This is a genomic window from Lewinella sp. IMCC34191 (genome assembly GCF_003390935.1).
Classification (GTDB): Bacteria; Bacteroidota; Bacteroidia; order Chitinophagales; family Saprospiraceae; genus Neolewinella.
The window spans coordinates 241,772-265,711 of the sequence record NZ_QNQZ01000009.1; the positions used below are offsets into that span (position 1 = coordinate 241,772).

15 protein-coding genes are annotated in these 23,940 nt (G+C 57.8%); 8 read left to right on the forward strand and 7 right to left on the reverse strand.

Translation table 11 applies throughout. The features are described 5' to 3' along the window. Positions 1-68: 68 nt before the first annotated feature. A complete protein-coding gene (locus DRW39_RS17440; protein WP_116108349.1) occupies positions 69-3,161 on the reverse strand; it encodes a WD40/YVTN/BNR-like repeat-containing protein in 3,093 nt (1,030 codons plus the stop codon). A 62-nt stretch (positions 3,162-3,223) separates the two neighbouring features. Then, the gene (locus DRW39_RS17445; RefSeq protein ID WP_116108350.1) at positions 3,224-4,183 is read right to left on the reverse strand and encodes a plasmid pRiA4b ORF-3 family protein; all 960 of its coding nucleotides are present in this window, start codon (positions 4,181-4,183) and stop codon (positions 3,224-3,226) included. Positions 4,184-4,209: 26 nt separating this feature from the next. On the opposite strand from DRW39_RS17445, the gene fdhD reads away from it, so the two are divergent. From fdhD to DRW39_RS17465, 4 genes are all read left to right on the forward strand, one after another. Continuing rightward, positions 4,210-5,028, forward strand: coding sequence for a formate dehydrogenase accessory sulfurtransferase FdhD (gene fdhD / locus DRW39_RS17450; RefSeq protein ID WP_116108351.1), 819 nt, complete (start codon positions 4,210-4,212; stop codon positions 5,026-5,028). A 288-nt stretch (positions 5,029-5,316) separates the two neighbouring features. Then, complete coding sequence (locus DRW39_RS17455; protein WP_116108352.1) at positions 5,317-7,659, forward strand: TonB-dependent receptor; 2,343 nt, start codon at positions 5,317-5,319, stop codon at positions 7,657-7,659. A gap of 61 nt (positions 7,660-7,720) precedes the next feature. Beyond that, the gene (locus DRW39_RS17460; RefSeq protein ID WP_116108353.1) at positions 7,721-9,094 is read left to right on the forward strand and encodes a hypothetical protein; all 1,374 of its coding nucleotides are present in this window, start codon (positions 7,721-7,723) and stop codon (positions 9,092-9,094) included. 356 nt (positions 9,095-9,450) lie between these two features. Beyond that, positions 9,451-11,727, forward strand: a complete 2,277-nt coding sequence (locus DRW39_RS17465) for an FdhF/YdeP family oxidoreductase (RefSeq protein WP_116108354.1) — start codon at positions 9,451-9,453, stop codon at positions 11,725-11,727. Positions 11,728-11,897: 170 nt separating this feature from the next. Here the strand turns inward: DRW39_RS17465 and DRW39_RS17470 are convergent, their stop codons facing one another. Together DRW39_RS17470 and DRW39_RS17475 are read right to left on the reverse strand one after the other, a co-directional pair. Next, a complete protein-coding gene (locus DRW39_RS17470; RefSeq protein ID WP_116108355.1) occupies positions 11,898-13,214 on the reverse strand; it encodes a DEAD/DEAH box helicase in 1,317 nt (438 codons plus the stop codon). Between the two features lie 21 nt (positions 13,215-13,235). Continuing rightward, a complete protein-coding gene (locus DRW39_RS17475) occupies positions 13,236-14,138 on the reverse strand; it encodes an AraC family transcriptional regulator (protein ID WP_116108356.1) in 903 nt (300 codons plus the stop codon). Between the two features lie 304 nt (positions 14,139-14,442). Here DRW39_RS17475 and DRW39_RS17480 point away from each other — a divergent pair, with 304 nt between their 5' ends. The 3 genes from DRW39_RS17480 (at position 14,443) to DRW39_RS17490 (ending at position 18,732) form a co-directional block, all read left to right on the forward strand. Then, positions 14,443-15,036 carry a hypothetical protein gene (locus DRW39_RS17480; protein ID WP_116108357.1) on the forward strand — a complete coding sequence of 198 codons (594 nt, stop codon included), beginning with the start codon at positions 14,443-14,445 and terminating at the stop codon, positions 15,034-15,036. Positions 15,037-15,178: 142 nt separating this feature from the next. Next, entirely contained in the window at positions 15,179-16,279 is a 1,101-nt protein-coding gene (locus tag DRW39_RS17485) for a DUF4249 domain-containing protein (RefSeq protein ID WP_116108358.1), read from the forward strand. Positions 16,280-16,314: 35 nt separating this feature from the next. Continuing rightward, positions 16,315-18,732, forward strand: a complete 2,418-nt coding sequence (locus DRW39_RS17490; protein ID WP_116108359.1) for a TonB-dependent receptor — start codon at positions 16,315-16,317, stop codon at positions 18,730-18,732. Here DRW39_RS17490 and DRW39_RS17495 read toward each other — a convergent pair. Beyond that, a complete protein-coding gene (locus DRW39_RS17495) occupies positions 18,719-19,864 on the reverse strand; it encodes an aminotransferase class V-fold PLP-dependent enzyme (RefSeq protein ID WP_116108360.1) in 1,146 nt (381 codons plus the stop codon). The genes DRW39_RS17490 and DRW39_RS17495 overlap by 14 nt on opposite strands. Positions 19,865-19,979: 115 nt before the next feature. Between DRW39_RS17495 and DRW39_RS17500 the strand changes: the two genes are divergently transcribed. Beyond that, positions 19,980-21,248: a cation:proton antiporter gene (locus DRW39_RS17500; RefSeq protein WP_198664927.1), complete on the forward strand. Its 1,269-nt coding sequence runs from the start codon at positions 19,980-19,982 to the stop codon at positions 21,246-21,248. Positions 21,249-21,324: 76 nt separating this feature from the next. On the opposite strand, the gene DRW39_RS17505 is transcribed toward DRW39_RS17500, so the two are convergent. Together DRW39_RS17505 and DRW39_RS17510 are read right to left on the reverse strand one after the other, a co-directional pair. Continuing rightward, positions 21,325-22,101, reverse strand: coding sequence for an SDR family oxidoreductase (locus DRW39_RS17505; RefSeq protein WP_116108361.1), 777 nt, complete (start codon positions 22,099-22,101; stop codon positions 21,325-21,327). A gap of 18 nt (positions 22,102-22,119) precedes the next feature. Further along, on the reverse strand, positions 22,120-23,616 hold the full coding sequence (locus DRW39_RS17510) for a S8 family peptidase (protein WP_116108362.1): 1,497 nt from the start codon (positions 23,614-23,616) through the stop codon (positions 22,120-22,122). Positions 23,617-23,940: the final 324 nt, after the last annotated feature.

Consider the following 23,940-nt stretch of genomic DNA (forward strand, 5'->3'; position numbering starts at 1 on the left):
AACCGGGCTACCGCAAACAGGAACGGAGGACAATGTCCTCCGTTCCAAATGCTTAATTGGTCGAGCGCTTACTTGCGCGCACTATTGGGTCTTGGTACGCTGATGACTTTCACGTCGCGCTCCAGAATTAATTGGTTGTAAGCGGGTACTTTTTCCGATACGATCTGCTGGTACGCATCGATCTCGGCGTCGATCAGTTGGGTGATCTCGTCCTTGACGGCGTAGGCCGCGGCCGTCGGGCGGTAGGTGCCGATACCGGTCAGGCTGTTGAGGTGGGCCAGCTTATTCGTCAGCCGGATGGGGTAATTCAGCGGGTCCTGTCCGCTCTTATTCTGCGTCTGGTACAGCGTCTTCTCGATGGCGGTCAGGCTGTCGACGATCGATTTGCCGGCGGCAATCACCTCCTCGTCATCAATGCGCTTTTGCAAGTCTTCGATCTGCTCCCGCAGCTTGCGCAGGTCAATGATGACCTGGTGGGCTTCGCTGGTCTTGTCCTGCACTTCTTTCATAAAGGTGAACTGGGCCTGGCGGTCTTCCTCGCTGGCCTGTACCCGGGGGTCGGCCTTGATGGTGAAGTCGCGAACCTGCTCCCGCTCACCGTAGGTGAACGCCACCTGATAGTCGCCGGGCAGCGCCATCGGTCCGCCCGTGCCGGCCCACCACATGATCATATTGTCAAATTCGACGCCGTCCGGGTATGACATATCCCAGTTTACGGTCTGTCCGCCCGCCTTAAGTTTGAGCTTGTTGGCGTCTTCGGAGGACGTGGTCGACCAGCTGCGGATGGTATCGCCGGCCTGCATTACCGAAAGCGTCATCGGCATACTGTCCTTCGCCGCCGTCTCACTCAGGTACAGGTGGAAGTTCACGCCGCCCGGGTGGTTCTGCCCCGCGGTCCGGCTGCTGCGACTGCTTCCCCCCATCCGCCAGGCATCCTCCGGCTTGAAGAGGTAGAAGTCAGCGTTATCGGCTACCTCGCCCAGTTGTTTGAGGGGCGTGAGATCATCCATGATCCAGAAGCTGCGACCCTGGGTGGCCACGATGAGGTCGTCGTCCTTAATGGCCAGGTCCGTCACCGGCACGATCGGCAGGTTTTGCTGGAAGGGGCGCCAGTTCTCCCCGTTATCGAGGCTCATATACAGGCCTTCTTCCGTACCCGCGAAGAGTACGTCGGGGTTTCCCGGGTACTGCCGCACGACGCGGGTGAAATGCGTCCGGGGAATGCCCTTGTCGATCCGCCGCCACGTCTGCCCGTAGTCGCCGCTGTAGAACAGGTAGGGCGTATAATCACCGGTCTTATAGGCGGTACCGGCGGCGTAGATGCCTCCGTCGCGGCTGCTGTCTACATCGAGGCTGTTCCACATGATGTACTTGGGGGCATTGGCGGGCGTGACGTCCGTCCAGTTCTCGCCGTTGTCACGGGTCACGTAGATCAGGCCGTCGTCGCTACCGGTCCAGATCACGCCCGGCTCGCGGGGGCTCTCGGTCGCCGCGAAGATGGTGGCGTAGTACTCGACGCTGGTATTGTCCTGGGTGATCGGGCCACCGCTACTCTTCAGTTTTTCCGCTTCGTTGCGCGTCAGGTCGGGGCTGATGATCTCCCAGCTTTCGCCTTCATCGGTGCTGCGGTGGACGTGCTGGCTGGTGGTGTACAGAACGTCGGAATCATTGGGCGAGAAAAAGATCGGGAAGTTCCACTGGAAACGGTATTTCATGCCTTCGGCGCCGTAGCCCATGGGGTTATCCGGCCAGACGTTGACCGCCCGTACCTGGTTGTTTTCGTGGTCGTAGCGGGTCAGGAAACCGCCGTAGCTGCCACCGTACACGATATCGGGATTATCGGGATCCGGGGCGATGTGGGCGGACTCTCCTCCGGCGGTTTCTTCCCAGTCGGATTCACCGATGGTGCCGCCGTCGGTCCGGTGTTGGATCCGGACGGTGGAGTTATCCTGCTGCGCTCCGTAGATGCGGTAGGGAAAGCTGTTGTCGGTTACTACCCGGTAGAATTGGGCCGTGGGTTGATTGTAGTAGGTGCTCCAGTTCTCCCCCTGATCAAAGGTCACCTGGGCACCGCCGTCATCGGCGATGATCATGCGCTCGTTATTCTCCGGGGCGATCCAGAGGTCGTGGTGGTCGCCGTGGGGAGCGTTGCTCGACTTAAAGGAGCGGCCACCGTCGGTGCTGTGGTGGTAGCTGACGTTCATGACGTACACCCCGTCCAGTTCCTGGGGGTCGGCGTAGATGCGGGTGTAATACCAGGCGCGCTGACGCAGGGCCCGGCTGTCGCTGCGGGCCTCCCAGCTTTCACCGCCGTCGTTGCTGACGTATACCCCACCGGCATCCTTGTTTTCTATGATGGCATAAACGCGGTTTGCGTCGACCGGGCTGACGGACACGCCGTTGATGCCCCAGGTACCCTTCGGCAGACCGGGGTTACCGGTGATTTCGGTCCAGGTATCGCCACCGTCGGTGGTTTTCCAGAGGCCGCTTCCCTCCCCGCCGCTTTCCAGGCTGTAGGGCGTACGACGGATCTTCCAGGTGGAGGCGTATAGTACGCGCGGGTTGGAGGGGTCCATGCTCAGGTCCACCGCGCCGGCTCCGGCGTTGGCGAACAGCACGCGTTCCCAGCTCTCGCCGCCGTCTTTGCTGCGGTACACGCCCCGCTCCTCGGTGTCCTTGTACAGGTCGCCCATAACGGCGGCGTACAATAGGTCGGGATCCCGGGGGTGAACCCGCACGCGCGCGATGTGGCGGCTGTTCTCCAGGCCGATCTGCTTCCAGCTCTTCCCGGCATCGATGGACTTCCACATACCGCTGCCGTAGCTGACGTTACCGCGTACGGTCTGTTCGCCGCCACCGACGTAAAGGATATTGGGATTGCTTTCGGCTACGGTCACCGCCCCGATGCTGCCGCCGAAGTAGCCGTCGGAAATGTTGGTCCAGGTCTGGCCGCCGTCCTTCGTTTGCCAGACGCCGCCGCCGGTAGCGCCGAAGTAGTACAGCATGGGTTGACCGGCCACCCCGGTAACGGCCGCGGATCGACCGCCGCGGTAGGGACCGATACTACGGAACTCGAGTGAGGAATAGATCTTTTCGTCGATCTCCTGGGCGGTCAGGGACGCACCACACAGGAGCAAAAGCAGGAGGTAGAGCTTGTGCATGTTTCAGTTGGTTAGGTTTGCAAGAAGTAAGGTAAGCAAAGGCGGCCGGGCACGAAAACCGGTCAGACGACAGCCTTGAACTCGCTGTCCCGGTACTGGCTCAGGCGCAGGTTCGCCTGGTCCATATTGAAGGCATCGGGGTGGAAGTCCTGCGTCAACCAACCCGCCATCTCCGTGTAATCGGGATGGTCGGGTTGGTTGAGTACTTCCACCATCTCGTTGTAGGCGGCCACGCCCCCGATGTCTTCGGGCGGGCAGGCACGCTCACCGGCAATACACACCGGATAGTGGCGGCGGCCCTCCGGACGCTCCCGATCCAGGAGCTCGATGTCGTGGTACCAGGTATCGAATTCGTATCCGCAGTGATCGCCTTCCTTATCGAATAGATCTCCCAACAGGATCTCCCCGCTGGATGGCAGCTCCTGTTCCCGGCTCGGATAGAATTGAAACTGTTCCGTACCCCGCCACCCCATGGCGGCCTGGATGATAAAATGAAGCTGGGATTGATTGACGTGCTTGTCCACGAGCAGGACGCGCTTCACCGCGGGCCGGCTACCGTCCAGGACCACCTGCAACCGGTAGATCGTATTCACCGGGTCCGTTTCCTCATCCTCGATCGCATTCGTCGTCGTATCCTCCTCTTCCGCCATCACGGGCGGGGGATCGGCTTCCGCGACGATCTCCGTTCCGGCTACGGCAATCGGCTCCACCTCGTCGGTGTCCGCTTCCGCCCTCAGTAGCGCGTCGAAGGTTTGCGCGTAGTAGTCTTCCAGTAGACCGTCCGGTTCGTCGAGGCCCTCCGTTTCCCGGTCAACGATGACGTCCCAGATAGCCAACAGCAGCTCGTCTTCCGCCTCGCGGTTGGAAACCGGGGGATCGTCTTCCCGCTCCCGGAAGTGGGTGCGGTACCTCGCATAGGCATCTCCTACATCCTGCTGGGTAAGATCGGGGTGGCGCTGGCGAACTTCCTTTGCGGCGTTCGCGATGGCTTGCTGTAGATTGTCGGTCGGTACTTTTTTCATTCGCTGGCAAAGATAAACAGTTGATCATGTCCAATTCTTCCGTCGGTCAAATAAGCCGGTCGATCCTGCGCATCTCCTCCCGCGGACAGGAAACGCGGGCCGACGCACTGGCCATAGAGGAACCCTTGGAGATTGCCATCCGCCACCGGGCACGCCGGCGGGTAGCCGCCATCACGATGCGGACCCCGGGACGTGACCTCGACCTGGCCTTGGGATTCCTCTTCTCCGAAGGCCTGCTTCCGCAGGGTATAAATCCGGGCGACGGAGCGCAGGTAGAAAGCAATTCCCTGACCTTGGAATGGCCGAATGAGCTCGAACTCAATTTACGTTCACTCGACCGACATACCTATACCTCAAGTAGTTGCGGCGTATGTGGTAAAACATCCATCGAGCAGGTTTACCAATCCCTCCCCTTTCCTGATGATCCGTCGGCTTGGAGGGTTGAAGCCTCCACTATCTACCCCCTACCCGACCGGCTACGCGAAGCCCAGTCGCTCTTCCGGACCACGGGCGGCATCCACGCCGCGGGCATCTTCACTACCACCGGTGAGCTGCTCCACGTAGCGGAAGATGTCGGCCGCCACAATGCCCTGGACAAAGTCGTGGGACACGGCTACCGCCAGGGACTTTTACCCCTACACCGGACCATCCTTATCCTGAGCGGACGGGCCAGCTTCGAACTGATCCAGAAAGCGGCCATGGCCGGCATCGGGTTAGTGGCAAGTGTAGGTGCCCCCTCTTCTCTGGCCGTCGAACTGGCGGAGGATAACGGCATCACCCTCTGCGGTTTCGTTCGTCCGCATAGCCTCAACTGTTACACCCACGCCGAGCGTATAGTGGCGTAGACGCTCGACTTGTTGGGGGACAATACGTCGGGTCGTTGGAATGCCGAAGCCAAGAAATTTTAATTAAATTATATTTAGTCTAAATAATAATTGCGCGGTTTGTCTGCTCCTTCTACCTTTGTCACAGTAGGAAAGAGCAGGAAAACCGTGCTCTTTCCTAATTATCTGTATTTAGTCTAAATAGAAGTAGCTTTGTCACTCCCCGTTCCAAAATGCTTTCTACCTGCGCTCGCCGCCCTTCTTTTACCCTTATGTATCCGGGGGCAAGCGTCGGGAACGATCAGTGGAATGCTCACCGGTTCCGACGGTGCGCCCCTGCCGGGAGTGGCCCTGAGCCTCGATCCGGATGACCAACAGATTTACTCCAATCCAGATGGTTCCTTCGCTTTTGCCACGGTGGACACCGGCACCTACATCCTGCGCGCCTACCTGCTGGGCCATAAGCCACTGACGCAAATCATCGAAGTGACCGCCGCAGCGTCCTTCGTCGATTTGGTACTAGAGGAAGACGCTCTCTTGCTAGAGGAGATTACGGTTCTGGGGGAATCGGTCGTCACAACCCTCGAAAACCGGGGATACGCGATGAAGGCCGTCGGGCTCGACGAGGAAAGAAACACCTCCGTTCGGGTCACCGACCTGCTCGACCGCACCTCGGGCGTGCGCATCCGGCAGAGCGGGGGGCTAGGCTCCCGAATTTCGTACAACATCAACGGGCTTTCCGGGAACGCGATCCGCATCTTCATCGACGGTATTCCCATCGACGCTTACGGCCCCTCCTTCTCGCTGAGCAGCATTCCGTCCAACCTCATCGAGCGTATCGAAGTCTACAAAGGGGTGGTGCCCGTAGAGCTAGCCGGAGACGCCCTGGGCGGAGCCATCAACGTCATCCTCAGGAAGGAGATCGATCGCAATACCCTACAGGCCTCCTATTCCTTTGGCTCCTTCAACACGCACCAGCTGGCCAGTTCGGGCACCTACCGTCACACGAAAAGCGGACTGACCGTCCGGGGCTCGGGCTTCTACAACAGCTCGGACAACAACTACGAGGTATGGGGAAACCAGGTATATACCACCGACCCGACCACCGGCGACATAACCTACGTCCGCACTCCCCGCTTCCACGATACTTACCGCTCCGGCGGGGTCGACGTCAGCGCCGGGATAACCGGCCAGGATTGGGCCGACGAACTGATGGTCGGTGCCATCTACTCTTCGCTGGACCGCGACATCCAGCACGGGGCCACCATGGAATCCGTGTACGGAAGCCGCAAGGCGTACCAGCAGACGCAACTAGCCAGCCTGTCCTTTAAAGATCGCAGCTTCTTCTCCGATAATTGGAGTTTGGAAGCCTTCGCCTCCGTTTCCAATCTGGATCGCCGGATCGTCGACACCGCCGCCTATATCTACGACTGGGACGGCCAACGCAAGGCACGCTACAATGCACAGGGTGACATGCTGGGGTACTACGAGTACATCTCGGGCGCCGAGGCCGGCACCCCCACCCTCCAGCTCAGCAACGAACGGGTCCACGTAGCGCGGGCGGTATCCGGCTACCGCTTCGGCGACCACCATAAGCTGACCCTCAATTTGTTGTACTCCGGATTTACCCGCGATTCGGAAGATCCGCTAAGTCACGTCGACATTCGTGACCTGGAAGACACCCGCTATTCCGATCGTCTCGTTACTGGCCTGGGATACGACCTGACGGCCCTGGAAGAGCGACTCAAGGTTTCCGCCTTTTACAAGCTTTTTAATCAGTCGGTGCGCATTGTAGAATACCGCCTAAGCGCCGGCGATGAGGCCGTGGAACTGAATGATGTCAACCGAGGCGTATGGGCCAACGGATATGGTTTTGCGCTTTCCTATGAATTGTTCCCCAAGGTACTGCTCCTTACCTCCGCGGAACGCAGTCTCCGCCTGCCGGTACCCCGCGAACTCTTCGGCAACCTGGCCGAGAGCCTGGAGCCCAACTACGGCCTGCAACCCGAGCGCAGTAAAAACCTCAACCTCGGCCTGACCCTGGGCACCTACCGCTTCGGGAAGCACGAAGCCCGCTTCCAGCTCAACACCTTCATCCGCGACACGGAGGATAAGATCAAGCGGAACGTCCGCCTGGACGATACGGACGAAACCACCGAGTATATAAACGACGATAGCTACATCAGTAAGGGATTTGACATCGACGCTTTTTACTCCTACGACCGCAAGCTGGATCTATCCGGCAGCGTGTCCGTCTTCAATTCTCTCTTCAACACCGAGTTCGACGAGACGGGCCTGCGCTACGACTGGTACCGCGACCGGGAGCGCAACGCCCCCTTCTTTACCGCCAACGGAAACGCGAAGTACCGCCACCAGCATCTCTTCCAGCGCGATTCCCGAACCACCCTGTCGACAAATGTCGCCTTCGTTCACTGGTTCTACCGCGACTGGGAATCGCTCGGTGGAAGCGGCAAGGACATCATCCCGACCCAGGTAGTGCTTGACCTCAGCCTGGCATATGCTTTCCCCGGCGATCATGTCACGCTGGCGGTGGACGGAAGAAATCTGCTCAATGATCAGGTCTTCGACAACTACGCCCTGCAGAAGCCCGGTCGAGCCTTCTACGCCAAAATAAATTACAGAATATTCTAGCAGGCACCGATTACGCATCAGTGTATCAGCTTCTTACCCAACACCCCTTAATGCAATTAATATGACCTTTTATCCCCTGAAAAGCAGCCGTCGAATCTTTACGCTCCTGAGCGTGCTGGTGATGCTCGTCGCCACCGCCTGCGAGGAAGAAGAAATCAAGATCGACGGTCCCGGCGACAAACCCGGCACCAGCCAGGACCGCGAATACTTCACGCTGGCCCTCTCCGCCAGCCCCACCGGCGAAACCAAAGTCTACACCCAGGCTTTGACGGACGTGAGCCAGGGCACCGTGAGTTACAGCGGCGTGGGCTACGAGATGCCCTCTACCCGCACGGCACGCATCTTCGCTTCGGCAGATGGAACTACGCTGTACAACCTCGACTACGGCGGAGGAAGAATTTACAAGTTTAGCGTAGCCGGCGGGGAATCCTACCCGCTGCAGTACGAGAAGAACGTCGAATTCGCGATGGGAACCGCCTACCCCCGATGGACCAAGGCCAACGAGGAAACGGCCTCCATTCACTATGCGGACGGATCCGCGGCGACGCGGGTGTACGCCTATACCGATAGCACCGACACCGGAAATGGAACCTACGTCTACACGGATTCCACCTTCGTACGCTCCGACGTTACGCTTCGGGTGATGGCGGTAGGGCTCGACGAATTGACCTTCGGTTCGATCGAAGAGATGGTGGTTCCGGTCACGCCCACCGATCTGGAATCAAACAATTACGTAAGCCGGGTTGACGCCCCCGTGATTGCCGGCGATCACATTTACTACGGTATGGCAAAAAGTGCCTACGACCCGGCGGACCCCTGTACGGGTCGTGGATGCCCCGGTCCCGTCTACACCAACACGGAAACGCTTGTCCTGGACTACCCAAGCCTTACCAACCCCCGTGTCATCGGTACCGAAATGGCCGCCGGGGCTACCAATGGCTACCGTACCCCCGTGGCGCACGTCGACGAGCAAGGCGACGTGTACCAGATCATCACCGTTCCGGACAATACTTACGATACACACATTCTTCGGCTACGCGACGGCGGCTACGACGAATCTTTTCAGTTCAATCTCTCCGCCTTGGTAGGTGAAAATACCCGGTCGTTAGGTTGGTTCTACGCGGGCAATGGCATCGGCTACGTGCCTTACCTCCGCACGGACGAAACCGATTCCAACGCCGACGCCAACTGGTCCGTGGCGCGGGTCGATCTTTACAATGGAACGGCTACTAAAATGAATTTACCCGAGAACCTGTGGCTGCAGCAGTATCAGAGCGCCGTCGTCCGCGACGATCAACTCTATATGGCCATCACTCCGACCGGTGAGAACGGTCACGTCTACATCTTTGACGTCACCTCCGATAGTCCCGACGCCTTCACCCTGGGCGCCAGTCTCGAGAACCTGGCGGAGGGTACCTACATCGGCATCTACTAGCTCCGCGTATGGGTACTGTACCGAGGTATCGCCTGGGAGGGGCGGATCCGCTTGTGGGTCCGCCCCTCTGCCTTTTCCGGTCTCTGCTCTGCCCGGGCGAACGGCGCATTCATTTGGCGGCGGTGCGCAGGTAGGAGACGGCTTTCTGAATCGCAGGTGATTTCATCTTCCCACGCCATGGTCCGTAAAAGTCCGTTCAGTTCGTGATGGCGATGATTATGGGAGCACGATTCTTTTTCCATGCGGTAGGCATATTGACCCGATAATCACTTCGGATACACGCAGCCGACCGGCGATTTATTCGCGCCACTAAACCATTTACCGTGCCTTACCTTACCCTGTCCTAACCTGCGATCATGTCCAACGAACTTACCCCGGAACGGCTGTCCGGCCTCGAACTGAAAAAGCCCACCGAAATCGCGGCCGGTATGCCCGCCCTGCGGTACTCGCTCAAGCACGTCAACGAATACATGCATACGGGGGAAGGCCTCGAAACCCTCGCCAAGCTCAATCAGAAGGGTGGGTTTGACTGCCCGGGATGCGCCTGGCCCGATCCCGATGGCAGCCGCACCCCGATGGCGGAGTACTGCGAGAATGGCGTCAAGGCCATCGCCGAAGAGGCAACCAAACGCCGCATCGGCGCGGACTTCTTCGCCGAGCACCCGGTGGACGAACTCGGTACCTGGACGGACTTCGAGCTGGGCAAGAGTGGCCGTATCGCACAGCCGCTCCACCTGCGCCCCGGCGCGACAAACTATACACCGATCACCTGGGCGGATGCCTTTCGGCTGATGTCGGACAAGCTCAGGAGCATCGACCCCGACGAGGCGGTCTTCTACACTTCCGGACGAACCAGCAACGAGGCGGCTTTCGTCTACCAGCTCTTCGCACGGCAACTCGGCACCAATAACCTGCCGGACTGCTCCAATATGTGCCACGAAAGCACGAGTAAGGCCCTGGCCGAGGTGCTTGGCTTGGGTAAAGGAAGCGTGACCCTGGAGGACATCCACGAGGCCGACCTCATCATCTGCATGGGTCAGAACCCCGGAACCAATCACCCGCGCATGTTGACCGCGCTGGAAAAGATGAAGGAGAACGGCGGCCGCATGATCAGCGTCAATCCCCTACCGGAGACGGGGCTCATGCGCTTCGTCAATCCGCAGCGACCGCTCAAATTCGTGACGCGCGGTACGGACCTCACCGACTTATTCCTTCAGATCAAAATTAATGAGGACCAATCGCTGCTTCGCGCCTGGCTTAAGATTCTCTACGAGCGGGAAAAGCAGGCACCCGGCACATACTTCGACCAGGAATTCATCCGCGACCATACCTCCGGTTACGACGAGCTCGTAGCTACCCTCGAGGCCACCGACCTGGGCGCCTGCGTAGCGAATACCGGCCTGACCCGCAATGAGATCGAAGAGACCGCGGGATTGATCCACGGCTCCGAACGCATCATCATCTGCTACGCGATGGGCCTGACCCAGCACGAGAACAGCGTCGACACCATCAAGGAACTGGTGAACCTGCTCCTCGTCAAGGGCAGCATCGGCAAGAAGGGGGCGGGCATCTGTCCGGTCCGCGGCCACAGCAACGTACAGGGTGACCGCACCGTCGGCGTATGGGACAAACTCAAGCCGGAGCTGGCCGAGGCCCTGCGCAACTACTACAATTTCGAGCCGCCCACCGAAGACGGTTTGGACGTCGTCAAAACCATGGCCGCCATGGAAGCGGGGAAGGTGAAATTCTTCTTCGGCATGGGGGGCAACTTCGTCAGCGCTACTCCTGACACCGAGCGTACCGCCCGAGGCCTGCGCAACTGCGACCTGACCGTCCACGTATCGACCAAACTCAACCGCAGCCACCTCGTACACGGCAGGGAGGCGCTGATCCTACCCTGCTTCGGTCGCACCGAGGTTGATCTGCAGGCCGGCGGCGAGCAATTCGTCAGCTGCGAGAACAGCATGGGCGTCGTCCAGATGAGTAAAGGCGTCCTGGAAGTCGAAGACATGAATCTGATGAGCGAGGTAGCTATCGTCTGCGAACTCGCCCGCCTCACTCTCCCGGAATCCCGCGTCCCCTGGGTTGAATACCGTAAGGATTACGACAATGTACGCGACGCCATTGCCGCCTGCATCCCCGGCTTCGAACGCTACAACGAGAAAGTGCGGCAGCCCGCCGGTTTCTACCTTCCCAACGGGCCGCGCAACCGCCGCTTCGACACCTCCACCGGCAAGGCCCAGTTCAGCTCCACCGACCTCACGCCCCATCAACTCGAGCCGGGCGAGTTTCTGCTTACCACGATCCGCGCCCACGATCAGTACAATACTACCGTCTACGGCCTCCACGACCGCTACCGCGGCATCCACAACGAGCGCCGCGTCATCCTCATGCACGCCGATGACATTGCCGCCCTGGGAGCCACCGCCAAACAGGTTGTCGACATAAAAAGCGCGTACGCCGGTACGGAACGTTGGGCCCGCCAATTTCAGTTGGTCCCCTACTCCATCCCCCGCGGCTGCGTCGCCATGTATTTCCCGGAAGCGAACGTGCTCGTCCCCAGCGAAGTCACGGCCAAGGGTAGCAATTGCCCAATCAGTAAGTCCGTTCGGGTTCAAGTTTTAGTTCGCTAGTCTTTCAGCGTGGAGCCCTTCAAAAAGTCTTGTCATGTCCACGTTCCTGGCTTCGTCCGTCCCGGCCGTACCCCCTCAGGAAAGGCGGCATGCGATGTTCCCGCACACAACACCGAAGCCGACTAAAAAGCGAAGCGCACTAACCGGCGAAGTCGACGATCAACGCAAAACTACTTCCGCTTCCTACCCCGGGCCTTCTTCCGCCGCCGATACTCCTGCAGCTCCTGGCGGGTCATCGGGCGCTTCTTATTGCTTTCCTTCTTTTCCTGGAACGCGCCGCGGTCGCTGACTTCGATTTTCACCTCCACCTGAGGTTGCTGCGATTGGGGAAGTTCCTCGGGAATCAGCTCATCGGATATCTCCACCTCTTCGGGGATGGGCAGAACGGGAACGGTTTGGCCCATGAGATCCTCGATGGTCTGAAATTTGTCGGCCTCTTCCTCCGTGGCGAAGGTAATGGCCTGACCGTGTTCTTCCGCCCTGCCGGTACGGCCGATACGGTGGATGTAGTTTTCGGGCTGCTCGGGTACGTCCATATTAATGACGTGGGAAACACCCTGTAGATCGAGGCCACGGCTAACCAGATCGGTAGCGATAAGCACGCGGTGCTCGCCCGCCTGGAAACGCTCGAGGCTCCGGAAGCGATAGTTCTGGCTCTTATTGCCGTGGATGACACCGGATATCTCCGGGTATTTTTCTTCCAGCCTTTCCTGTAGGACGTCGGCCAGCTTCTTGCCGGGGGTGAAGACCAGTACCCGATCGAATTCCTTCGCATCGCTCAGCAGGTGGAGCAGGAGATTGACCTTGGTGTTGAAGTTCGGGACGTGATAAACGGCTTGATCGATATTCTCCAGTGGGGTACCCGAAGGGGCCGCCTCGATCGTGACCGGGAAATTGAAGGAATCCGCGATGATCGCTTCCACCTCCGGGGTCATGGTGGCGGAGAACAACAGGTTCTGCCGCCGCTCGGGTAGCAGTTCGAATATCTTCTGCAGTTGGGGCAGGAAACCGAGTTCCAGTAACTCGTCCACCTCGTCGATCACCAGGTACTTCAGGCCGCGGAACTTCAGGCTGCCCGTGACGATCAGATCGTATAGGCGTCCCGGCGTTCCGATGACGAAATCGCAGCCGGCCTCGATCAGGGCGGCGTGCTGTTTGAGGTTAACGCCGCCGTATACCGGGGCGATGACCACGTTCTGGTAAGCGGTTAGCTTTTCGATCTCCTCGGCTACCTGGACGACCAATTCCCTGGTCGGGACAATGATCAGCACCTGTGGGTACGGATCCTTACGGAACTTCCACAGGCGGATCAGCGGCAGAAGGTACGCAATGGTCTTACCCGTACCCGTCTGGGCGATGCCAACGACATCCTTACCGGACATGATCACGGAAAAGGCGCGCTCCTGGATTGGCGTGGGCGTGGTCAGGCCCAGATCATCGAGGGCGTTGAGTTGGGGATTTCCGAGATTGAGGTCGGCGAAGGTCATGTCCGTAAAGGTACGGAAGGCCTACTCGATGCCGGGCAGCCCGCCACTGACGTTCAGGCGGAATTTACTCCGGTACTCCGAAGCCGTCATATTAGTATGCTTCTTAAAGGCCCGGTTGAACTGGCTCATCGAATTAAATCCGCTGTCGAAGGCTACGTTCTGTATGGTCGAATGGTCGTCGGCCAACAACTTACAGGCGTACACGATTCGGAAGTCATTGAGGTAGGTAACGAAGGTCTTCCCCGTCGTTTTTTTGAAATAGCGACAGAAGGCCGGTACGGTCATGGATGCTACGCCGGAGATCTCGTCCAGAGATATATCCCGATCAAAGTTGTTTCCGATAAAGTCCTGTATTTGATTGAAGCGTTCGAAGCCGTGCGTTTCGACCTGCAAGTGGAAGCCTTCCGCGTTCAGGCTTTCGTACTCGTCGCTAAGGGCCAGTTCGTTCAGGATGTCTACCAGGAGCAGCAACCGTCCCAGCGGTGGAAGGGTAATCAATCGTTCCAGTCGGCTACCCTGAACAGTTCGCGTCCTGCCGTGGAAGCTGATCCCGTTACGTGAACGGTGCATCAGATCACGAACTGCCTTCATTTCCGGCATCTCCAGAAATTCGTTGTTGGGGAAGCTAGGAGCGAATTGGACAACCGTCTCCTTTTCGTTTTTGGTCATCCGGTCGGTAAAACCGAGGTGGGGAAGATTGGAGCCGATGAGGATCAGGTCGCCATCCTGAAAGTGGCTGATGTGCGAACCTACGTGCCGGCGGCCGTGGCCGCCCCGTACGAATACCAGTTCGAGTTCAGGGTGATAGTGCCACTTCGGCAGCTTATTGACCCGGATTTTCGGTTCGGGATAATGCTTGACTAGGAAGGACGTACCAGGAGCCGGAGTGACCCGCTCTCTGACAGGTTGGGAAGTCGTCTCCATATTACTGGGATTATTTGGGGTGGTTAAGACGGGCGACGGCGATGATAACCGAAGTAGGTACAAGATAAACGCGTCGTGCGACCTATAGTTAACGTTCGGGATGGGCAGGAATTACCCCGGCTTGCGCGCAAATTACCCGGCCTATTTCAAGTGGTGAAAATCTGCGGAAGGGCTGCCAATTTATGCGCTGATTCGGTTCCGAAAGACCCCCACCTTTGTGGTACAAGGAGTTGATCATGAATGGCGAATAACCCCCGCCGAAGTAAATAACCCCAATTTTTCTCAACCCTTGAATCCTTTTATTATGAAAACGTCTATCTCACTTTTCGCATTCCTTTTCTCACTTACTCTCTCCGCCTCCATTAACCCCGCCGACCTGATTGTTCAGGCCGACCCAACCTCCAAAAGCGTCGTTTTACGCAGCCTCACTGAATTTGATGCCGATAGCAAGTTACAAATTCTAGATAACCAAGGACGGATTTTACACACCGCCCGCCTCGACAGTGGAAGCTACCTGAACTCCCGCTTCCAACTCGCCGCCCTGCCCGCCGGTAAGTACGAAATCGTACTGAGTGACGAACTGGGACGTACCATTCAGCCCATGATCATCGACAACGATGGTGTACAGGCCGACCCCGCACTCGCAAGCCGCACTTTCTTCCCCCGCGTCAACCTCAAAGAGGATATGCTGACGATTACCTACCTCAACACAGCGAGCAACAAGGTGGCCATTCGTCTGGCAGACAAAGACGGCATGGAAGTCCTCAAAGATCGGGTCAGTACCAGCCCCACCGTACAGCGCGCTTACAACCTAGAAAAACTACCCGCTGGCGAATACTTCGTCACCGTCAGCGTGCCTCAGGAACCAGCCTACACAACCAGCTTGTCCCTGCAGTAAGAATTTTTTTTGCATGATCGACTTTAAGTTTCGCTCCTTCGCCTTCGGCGAAGGGGCTTTTTTTTGTCCGTTACTTTCGAACCGATCGATGTTGTCACGGCCAAAATTAATTATGGTAAATTCGGGTCCAATCCCCCGGTAAATGAAATACGCTTGGTGCCTGTTGCTTACTTGTTTGTTGCTACAGCACTGCGTGGATCCCATCGAACCGGTGTACGACTATACAACCGGATTCATACTGGTAGAAGGCGGCATCGTAGCCGGCGGAGCGGGCAATGAAATCCGGATCCGACGTAGCGATCTATCTTTCGGTCGCTACGTACTCGAACCCATCCGTGACGCCCTGGTATTCAGCATCGACGGGAGCGGAGCGGAGGTAGCTTGGTTAAAAAGCGCGCAAACGGGTGTATACCTTCCCCCGAACGATTTCGCAGCTAGCGAGGGAGAGACGTATCACGTCCGCATACAGCTGGCCGGCGGGGAGATCATCGAATCGGACCCGGAACGCATTCCACAAGCCGTCCCCTTTTCCAACCTGAGCCTGAGCTTCAATCAGGAAGCCTACTTCAGTGATTCGCGGCAGCGCTTCGTTCCAGCCTTCTCCCTGTTAGTAGATATTGTTGATCCCGCAGATACGGATAACTTCTATCTATATACACACCGCACCTGGAGCCAGCTAAGCATATGTGCCACTTGCCACAAATCAGTGTATCGCAACGGGGTATGCGTCGAAACAGCCAGCAGCCGGTTGGTTGATCATTACGATTATTCCTGCCTGAATCCCTGCTGGGCGTTTACGGATGGCGATGCCTTTCAATTATTATCGGATGAGCTCAATCCCGGGGGTCAGTATACGGCCGTGCCTGCCGCCCGCATCGATTTCGCAGGCGTGGGTAGAATACTGGCCGAGGTACGTCAGTACGCCATCACCAGAAAAGCGTTCGCGTATTTCAGCGTATTGAAGGACCTGACCGAAGGGAGTGCCGGGCTGAATGCGCCTCTCCCTGCCCCATTGTACGGCAATTTGCGCGACGTCAGCGACCGGCAAACGACCGTTCTGGGATACGTAAGTGCGCGGTCGGTGAGCACCGACAGACTGGCGTGGAATCGTGACAGCACGGATGGAACCCCAATATCCATTCCCCAACCACCGGTTTACGAACCCCTACTCCCTTCGCCGCCCAGCGCTCCCTGTGACGGACCCAACCGAACGGCTTCCGAACCTGACGGCTGGAACGATTAATGCATCCGTGCCATTCAGCCGTACAACCCGCGATCATGCTTTTCCGAATACTTTCCTCCGTTCTGGTCATTCTCTGGAGCACCGGTGTGTTCGCCCAGGCCGATTGGCGGGTGGAGGTTGCAGTCGCGGACTCAATCACCGGCGGGCCCCTACCCTACGTCAACGTACAGGTAGCCAATAGTCCACAGGGTGGCATGACAGATGAGAATGGTATCTATCGGTTTACCACGCGGCGGGAGGAACTGACCCTTCTGGTTTCGTCCGTAGGCTACGAGGCGTTCAGGCAACGCGTTCGCCTGGAGGAGGATCCTACGGTGAAGATTACCGTCCGGCTCGTCCCCGTCGCGGCAACGCTGGAAACCGTAACCGTAAGCAGCAATAACGCCGCCGAGCGTCTGGCCCGGCCCGTGATGGGCGTTGAACAACTCAATATCCGCGAGATCGAACTTCTCCCGGTCGCGCTCGGGGAGGTAGATGTTTTTCGCGGCCTCCAGCTCGTTAGCGGGGTGAACTCCGCCGGGGAAGCCAGTAACGGGCTAAGTATCCGGGGCGGGACGGTCGATCAGAACCTGGTGCTGCAAGACGGGGCACCCGTTTTCACTCCGACGCACCTTTTCGGCCTATTCTCCGTCTTCACCCCCGATGCCGTTGGAAGCGTCGACCTCTACCGGGCGAACATACCGGCCCAGTTCGGCGGACGTATTGCCAGCGTTGTGGACGTTCGCACCCGAAATCCTACCAGCGACCACCTGAAACTTCAGGGAGGTATCGGGCTGGTGTCCAGCCGGTTGAGCGTAGAAACCCCGGTTACCCGTGACAAAAGCCTGAAGCTGCTGGTGGCCGCCCGGGCCGGCTTAAATGATTTTGTATTCAAGGCCTTCGACCGGCTGAAAAATACCCGCAGCAAATTCGGGGACGCCACCATAAAGCTGCGCTACCAGGCCGGCGAGAACGACATGCTTACGTTCTCCGGTTTCTACAGCCGCGATTTCTACGAGCTGGATCTGATCAATCGATTCGCCGGCGTGATTGCCCGGTCGAATCAGTACGATTATTCGACCACCAACGGCAGCCTGGAATGGCTCCACGTCTTCTGGCGGCGCAACCTGCTGACCCAAGTGGTGCGGAGCGATCACCAACCCAAAGTCATCTTTCCGGAAGTGGATGCCGCAAACGAGGTCATTTATCGTTCGGGCATTCTTTACCACGGGCTGACCAGCAAACTGGAATTCGGCGACGAAGCCGGTCACCGTCTCACGGCAGGCATCCAACTTGCTCACTACCAACTTAGTCCGGGAGAACTTTCACCCGGGAGTTCGACTAACGTGACCGCGGTATCCCTTCAGCGCGAGCAGGCCATGGAAATCAGTGGTTTCGTGGAAGACGAATGGCAGATAGGCAGCAAGCTGACCGTATCGGCGGGTCTGCGGTACACCCAATTTGCCCGGTTGGGACCGGGAGAACAACGCTTTTACGAAGATATCGAGCGCCTTAGCGGAGGCACGAGCGCGGTTACCACTTTCGGTGAGGGTTCCCTTATGCAGTCCTACGGCGGTCTGGAACCCCGCATCGGCTTAAGTTACCAGGTTGGGCCGCAAACCAGCCTGAAAGCTTCCTATGCGCTTAACCGGCAGTACCTTCAGAATATCTTCAACTCCACTACTCCCCTGCCCAGTAGCCGGTGGAAAGTATCCGATAATAACATCCTACCGCAGCGAAGCCATCTCTACAGCCTTGGTGCTTACCAACTCCTGGGTGAAGCCTACGAACTGAGCCTTGAAGGCTATCACCGGGACATCAGCAACCTGCTGGAGTACAAACCCGGAGCCGACTTCTTCCTTAGCCCGGACGTGGAAACCGATCTGCTCCAGGGGCAGGGCCGGACGTACGGCGGCGAACTCAGTCTGCGGAAAACCGGTGGCTTGTTTCGCGGTGAAGTCAATTATACCTACGCCCGGGCCTTCAACCGGGTAGACGGACCGGGGCTTACCACCCAGATCAACGGCGGCGATTGGTACCGCGGTTACTTCGACCAGCCCCATACGGTCAACACCCACTTCACCTTCGACGACCAGCGTACGCACCGGGTCAGTCTTAACCTGGTCGTCCAGAGTAATCGCCCGTACAGCGTACCGAACGGCTATCTGCCCATCGGAAATCTGACCGTACCCATTTTCCTGGAACGGAACAACGCCCGCCTGCCCCTCTACCACCGGCTAGACGTGAGCTGGACGATCCACAACCCGGGAATGCGCCACCGTCGCTGGATTGGGGACTGGACGCTCACCGTCTATAACCTTTACGGGCGCAAGAATGCCTACAATATCTATTACCAGCCCCGGGACAGCGGCGAGAATGCCCAGATATTCGGCAGTAGTCCGCTGGCCAGTTATCAACTCACCATTTTCGGCTCTCCGATCGTAAGCCTGTCCTACAGCTTTAAATTCGAGTAGTCTTGCTGCTGCCGATAGCTTCCACCAGGCGCCCCATGTCCTCCTCCGTATTATAAACGTGCGGCGCCACCCGCACCATCTCACCGCGATAACTGACGGAGATCTTTCTTGCTGTCAGCTCGGCTTTCAATTTCTCCAGATTAATGTGACCGGGCAGTTTTAAACCTACCAGATGATGGGCGCAGGCGGTGGGCAGTGGCAAGTCCAGCTTTTCGAGTTCGCCTTCAATCGATTCCCAAAGCCCTTTCGTGTAGTTTTGAATCGTATCGGGCGACCAGCTGTTCAGCAGATCCAACCCGGCCTGCTGCATAGGAATGCTAATGAAATTGCTGTGCTCCCCTACGGAATACCGGGTAGCGAGCGGACGATACGCATGGCTGTAGCGGGCCAATGAGCCAAAGTCGTCGCTTCCGGCACGGTTTATCCAATTTTCTTCGAGGGGGATGCCATCGTCCATGCGTAGGCCATACCAAGCATATCCGCAGCCGTAAGGCCCCAACAGCCATTTGTATCCTCCGGCAATCAGGGCATCCGGACGGATCCGTTCGACATCGAAGGCCAAGGCACCGACCGACTGGGTTCCATCGATGACCAGCCATGCATCAACCTCATCGGTACGAGCGCGGATGGCCTCCAGATCGAATACGGTTCCATCCGACCAGTGTAAATGCGGAATAGCGACCGCCGCCGTACGTGGGGAAATGGCCTCCAGGATACGGTCAGACCACCGTATCGCGTTCGCGGGTTTGGGTACGGTCACCAGTCGGGCTCCGGTTTCCTCACAGCGGCGGTGCCAGGAATAATAATTACTCGGGAACTGATCCTGTACAACGATCACTTCCTGATCGGACTTCAACGGTAGATTCCTGGCCACCGTAGCGATCCCGTAGCTTGCTGCCGGGATCAGCGCCACCCGATCGCTTTCTTTGCCATTCATTAGCCGGGCAAAAGATGCGCGTAACCTGGCAACGGGCTCAAAGAAAGCCGGAATGGGCATTCCGCTATGTTCTTCGCGCCACCGTAGGGCTTCCCGCGCCGCCTGCGCCGCCGCCTTCAACTGCGGGGAGCGACTGGCGGCATTGAGGTAAGTTTCATCCGGAGGGAGAGAGAAAAGCGAACGCTGGTGGTGCATAATGGCAGACAGTTTGGGCGGCGGAGCGCAGGATTAACGCATGCCAAGGTAGGCAAGCCAATCGGCAATCGAACCCTGGCTCCGGGGCCCGGTTTGGACTGCAAACAAACACCCATTGACCACTCATATTTTACTGTTGTTTTTGGCTGGTCTGGCGCTGCTGGGCACCTTTATCCTGCCCAGCCTGATACGCAATCAGATGGTCAGCCTTCCCATCATCTACGTTGCTTTCGGTTTCGTAATTTTTAGTTTACCTCTCGACCTTCCGTTGATGAATCCGGAAGATGCACGCCTCGACCGGCAGTTGATGGAGTACATCACGGAATTCATCGTGATCGTTTCCCTTGCCGCTACCGGTTTAAAATTAGATCGCGTTCCGAGCTTGAAGAACTGGAGTGCCGGCCTCTATTTACTCGGAATAACGATGCCGCTAACCATCGCGGCGGTTGCTTTTTTGGGGTGGTGGTGGGTGGGGCTCGCTCCGGCGAGTGCCCTTCTACTCGGAGCGGTGCTCGCGCCTACCGATCCCGTTCTCGCGGCCAACGTGCAGGTAGGCCCTCCGAATGAAGACTTGCCGGAGGATGAAGTTCGCTTCGGACTTACCCTCGAAGCGGGTATGAACGACGGCCTGGCCTTTCCCTTCGTATACCTGGCTATCGGCCTCGTGGATGCCGTTTCCATCAAGGATACGCTGATCGAGTGGGCATGGTGGGATTTCGGATACCGGATCGGAATGGGGGCCCTGCTCGGTTACCTGATCGGAAAAGGATTGTCCTTCCTCTTCTTCAAGTTCAAGGATAAAATGGCGGAAATCCGTGAGACGGAAATTGAAGAGGGATTCTTCATTCTCGCGGCAACGCTGATCACCTATTCCGTTACCGAAATCTGCGAGGGCTATGGCTTCCTGGCCGTTTTCGTCGCCTCCGTGGTCAGCCGTCGCGTGCGGTACGACGACGAAGCGAAGCAGGCTGAGATAGAAAGCTACGAAGCGGCCGATCAGGTAGAGCAGGCCGTTCTCGGCATCTTTCTCATTGCTTTCGGGGGCATCATCGGTACCGGTGGACTCCGTGATCTCACCTGGGAGGGTGCCCTACTCGGGCTGGCCCTTTTGTTCCTGATTCGACCAATAGCTGGCCTCATCGGATTCTTGCCGTCGAAACTACCCTGGGTGGAGAAACTGGCCCTGAGCTATTTCGGCATTCGCGGGGTGGGCTCGCTATACTATCTGGCCTACGCGCATAACAGCGAGGCCTTCCCATCCATCGATGGCATTTGGTCCATTGTAAACTTTACGATGCTGGTCTCCATCATCGTGCATGGGCTGAGCGTCACGCCCGCGATGAGGTGGATCGACAACCGGATGGGCCGGCCGGAACGTACCTAGGTAAACCGGCAGTACAAGTAACTTCGGGAGTGATTCATTCTGGCGCTAACTCGGATAGGACACAGACCTCAGTCGCCTAGCCAGTGATGTGTCGCACCAACCCGCCGTCCACCGTGACCGTCTGTCCATTAATGTACGTGGCAAGGGGCGATAGCAGGAAGGCGGCCGCTGCCGCGAAATTCGCCGGATCCCCCATATCCCCGTTCGGCACTTCCGCCAGGAATTCTTTCTCGATGTTTTTCCGATCTGCTCCCTGTAATTCGGCGGCTTTATCCAGGACGGCGGTGATCCGGTCGGTAGCATGATATCCGGGAGCCAGAATATTTGCCCGCAAACCGTCACGGCCCTCTTCCCGGCTCAGGGTTTTCACGTATCCCGCAACGGCGGCACGCATCGTGTTGCTCAGCACGAGGTTATCGATGGGCTGCTTGATGGACACGCTTTCCAGGAAAAGCAGGTTTCCGTGACCGCGCTTCCGCATCATGGGCAGTAATTGCGTGGAGAGGGCGATTTTCCAGCGTAGCGTACTGGTATAGGCCGAATCCCAATCCTGCATGGACAGTTCGGCTACCTTTCCCGTCGGAGGGCCGCCGGTATTGAATATACATCCGTAGGCCTCCTTCTCAATAAGTAGTTCGCCCAGTTTACGCACCGCGATGTTGTTGTGTGTATCGGCAGGATGGGCGATGAATTGATCCCCGTAGGTATCCCACAGTGCGGCGAGTTTGTCCTGGCTTCGGGCGAAACCGACCACAATCGCTCCTTCCTCAATTAGTCGTTTGGTTACCGCAAGCCCCAGGCCACTGGTGGCTCCGCCTACGCCAATTACTTTATCCGTTAACTGTAAGTCCATCCCGCAAAATAATTCGCTTTACCGGATCAGGGCGGTAAGGGCCGCAGCGGGCTGCACGATGGGACCGGTTACGCGGGTTTCGGTGGTCTGGCGACCGGTCGTGTTCAGAATGGCGTAAGCCTCCCGATAATCCAGTTCGGGATTCAGGGACTTCATCACACCGAGCAGGCCAGCTACGAAGGGGCAGGCCATACTGGTCCCGCTGTAGCTTTTGTATTCGTTACCGGGTACGGTGCTGTAGATCCCTACGCCCGGCGCGGCGATGGCCATTTTAATGTTGTCCGTTCGATTACTGAAGGGCGCCCGTAGAAGCAGCTGGTCTACCGCGGCTACCGTGATCATCCCTTCGGCGTTGGCGGGGGCGAAATCCTTAGCGTCGCGGTTGGAGTTTCCCGCAGCGGCGACTACAATCGCTCCGGCACGGTGTGCGTAAGCCACGGCAGCACTGTAGGCGCGTTGGCTACTCTGATTGCTGCGACCGCCTAAGCTGAGGGAGATGACATCGGCCCCCTCATCGGTGGCTTCAATAATGCCGGCAATAATGGTTTTCTGCTGGCCCATTCCACCCGCACTCAACACCTTCACGGAGCTGATTTCCACGAAGGGGCTGTCACCCGCACCGGCCAGACTACCTATGCCGACGCCGTTGTTGGTCACGCCGGCGGCTATGCCTGCGCAGTGCGTACCGTGCCCATGGGGGTCGTTATCGTACTTACTCTCGATGGAGAAGTAGTTATCCGTCAGATCCTCGTGCTGGCCGTCTACCCCGGTATCCAGGATCACCACCTTAGCTTGTTTCTTCGGTTGCTGCTGGTGCAGGACCTGGTAGTAGTCATTCATATTGAGCACTTCCATCGCCCACTGCTCGCCGGTGAATGGATCATTGATGGACAGCGAAGAGTTGGAGGAGGCTTCGCTCATGTAGTCGGGCGACAGGAACGGCTCTACCAGGATAGTCTCGTTCGGCTCACTGTACTCGACCGAGGACAAACGGCTTAGCTGCTGCTCGATTTCCGTTTTCGTGCCTTCCCCTTCTAGTACATAGTAGTTGTCCAGTAATGTTTCGGAAGCCGCGTCGGGAAAAAAGGCGCGCTGCAAGTCGAGTTGTCGGTCCGCGGCAAAGCGCTCGAGCTCATCCGCACTTATTCCCTCCCTGAGCTCCACTAGATAGCTGACCTCATTGTCCGAAACCATGGAAACAACCTCCGCTTCCTCCCTTTCGATCAGTTCCTGCAGGAAATGAACCGCAGCAAACATCGCGAAAATGAGGATGACGGCGCTCCACACCGAAATCTGCTTCTTCACGGCCATCGACTGCACGAAGCCTACCATGCCGAGCATGATGAAGTCCTTCAGGATCTTCGGAAAGGCATTGGCGGCAACCGACACGGAATGGAAGTCCGTCCAGGCCAGTAAGCCTACCCCGGCGTAGGTCAGCACCATCCAGAGGGATGCATCTTTGAGGTTTCTGCGCCAAAACCAAAGAGAAAGTGCCAGGGCGGTGAAGAGTAACATGGTCGGAATGTTTTATTAAAGATAAGCCGCTGGCGGGGGATGGCCGGAAGCTTATTCGACAAACGTCACTTCTTCAACGTTTTGTTTGGGTTTGGAGTTGTTTGGAGGGGTGTTGGCGCGCGGTCGGAGACCGCATTATGCTGGGGCGGCTCGGGAGACTTCGCAGCCGGAGGCTGCGTCGTACATCGCGGTCTCCAACCGCGTTGTACAAACGGAGAAAGCCCCACCGCTGCGTAGCGATGAGGCTTTCTTAAAAATTGGCGGCGACCTACTCTCCCGGGGTCAAGCCCAAGTACCATCGGCGCTGGGCAGCTTAACTTCTCT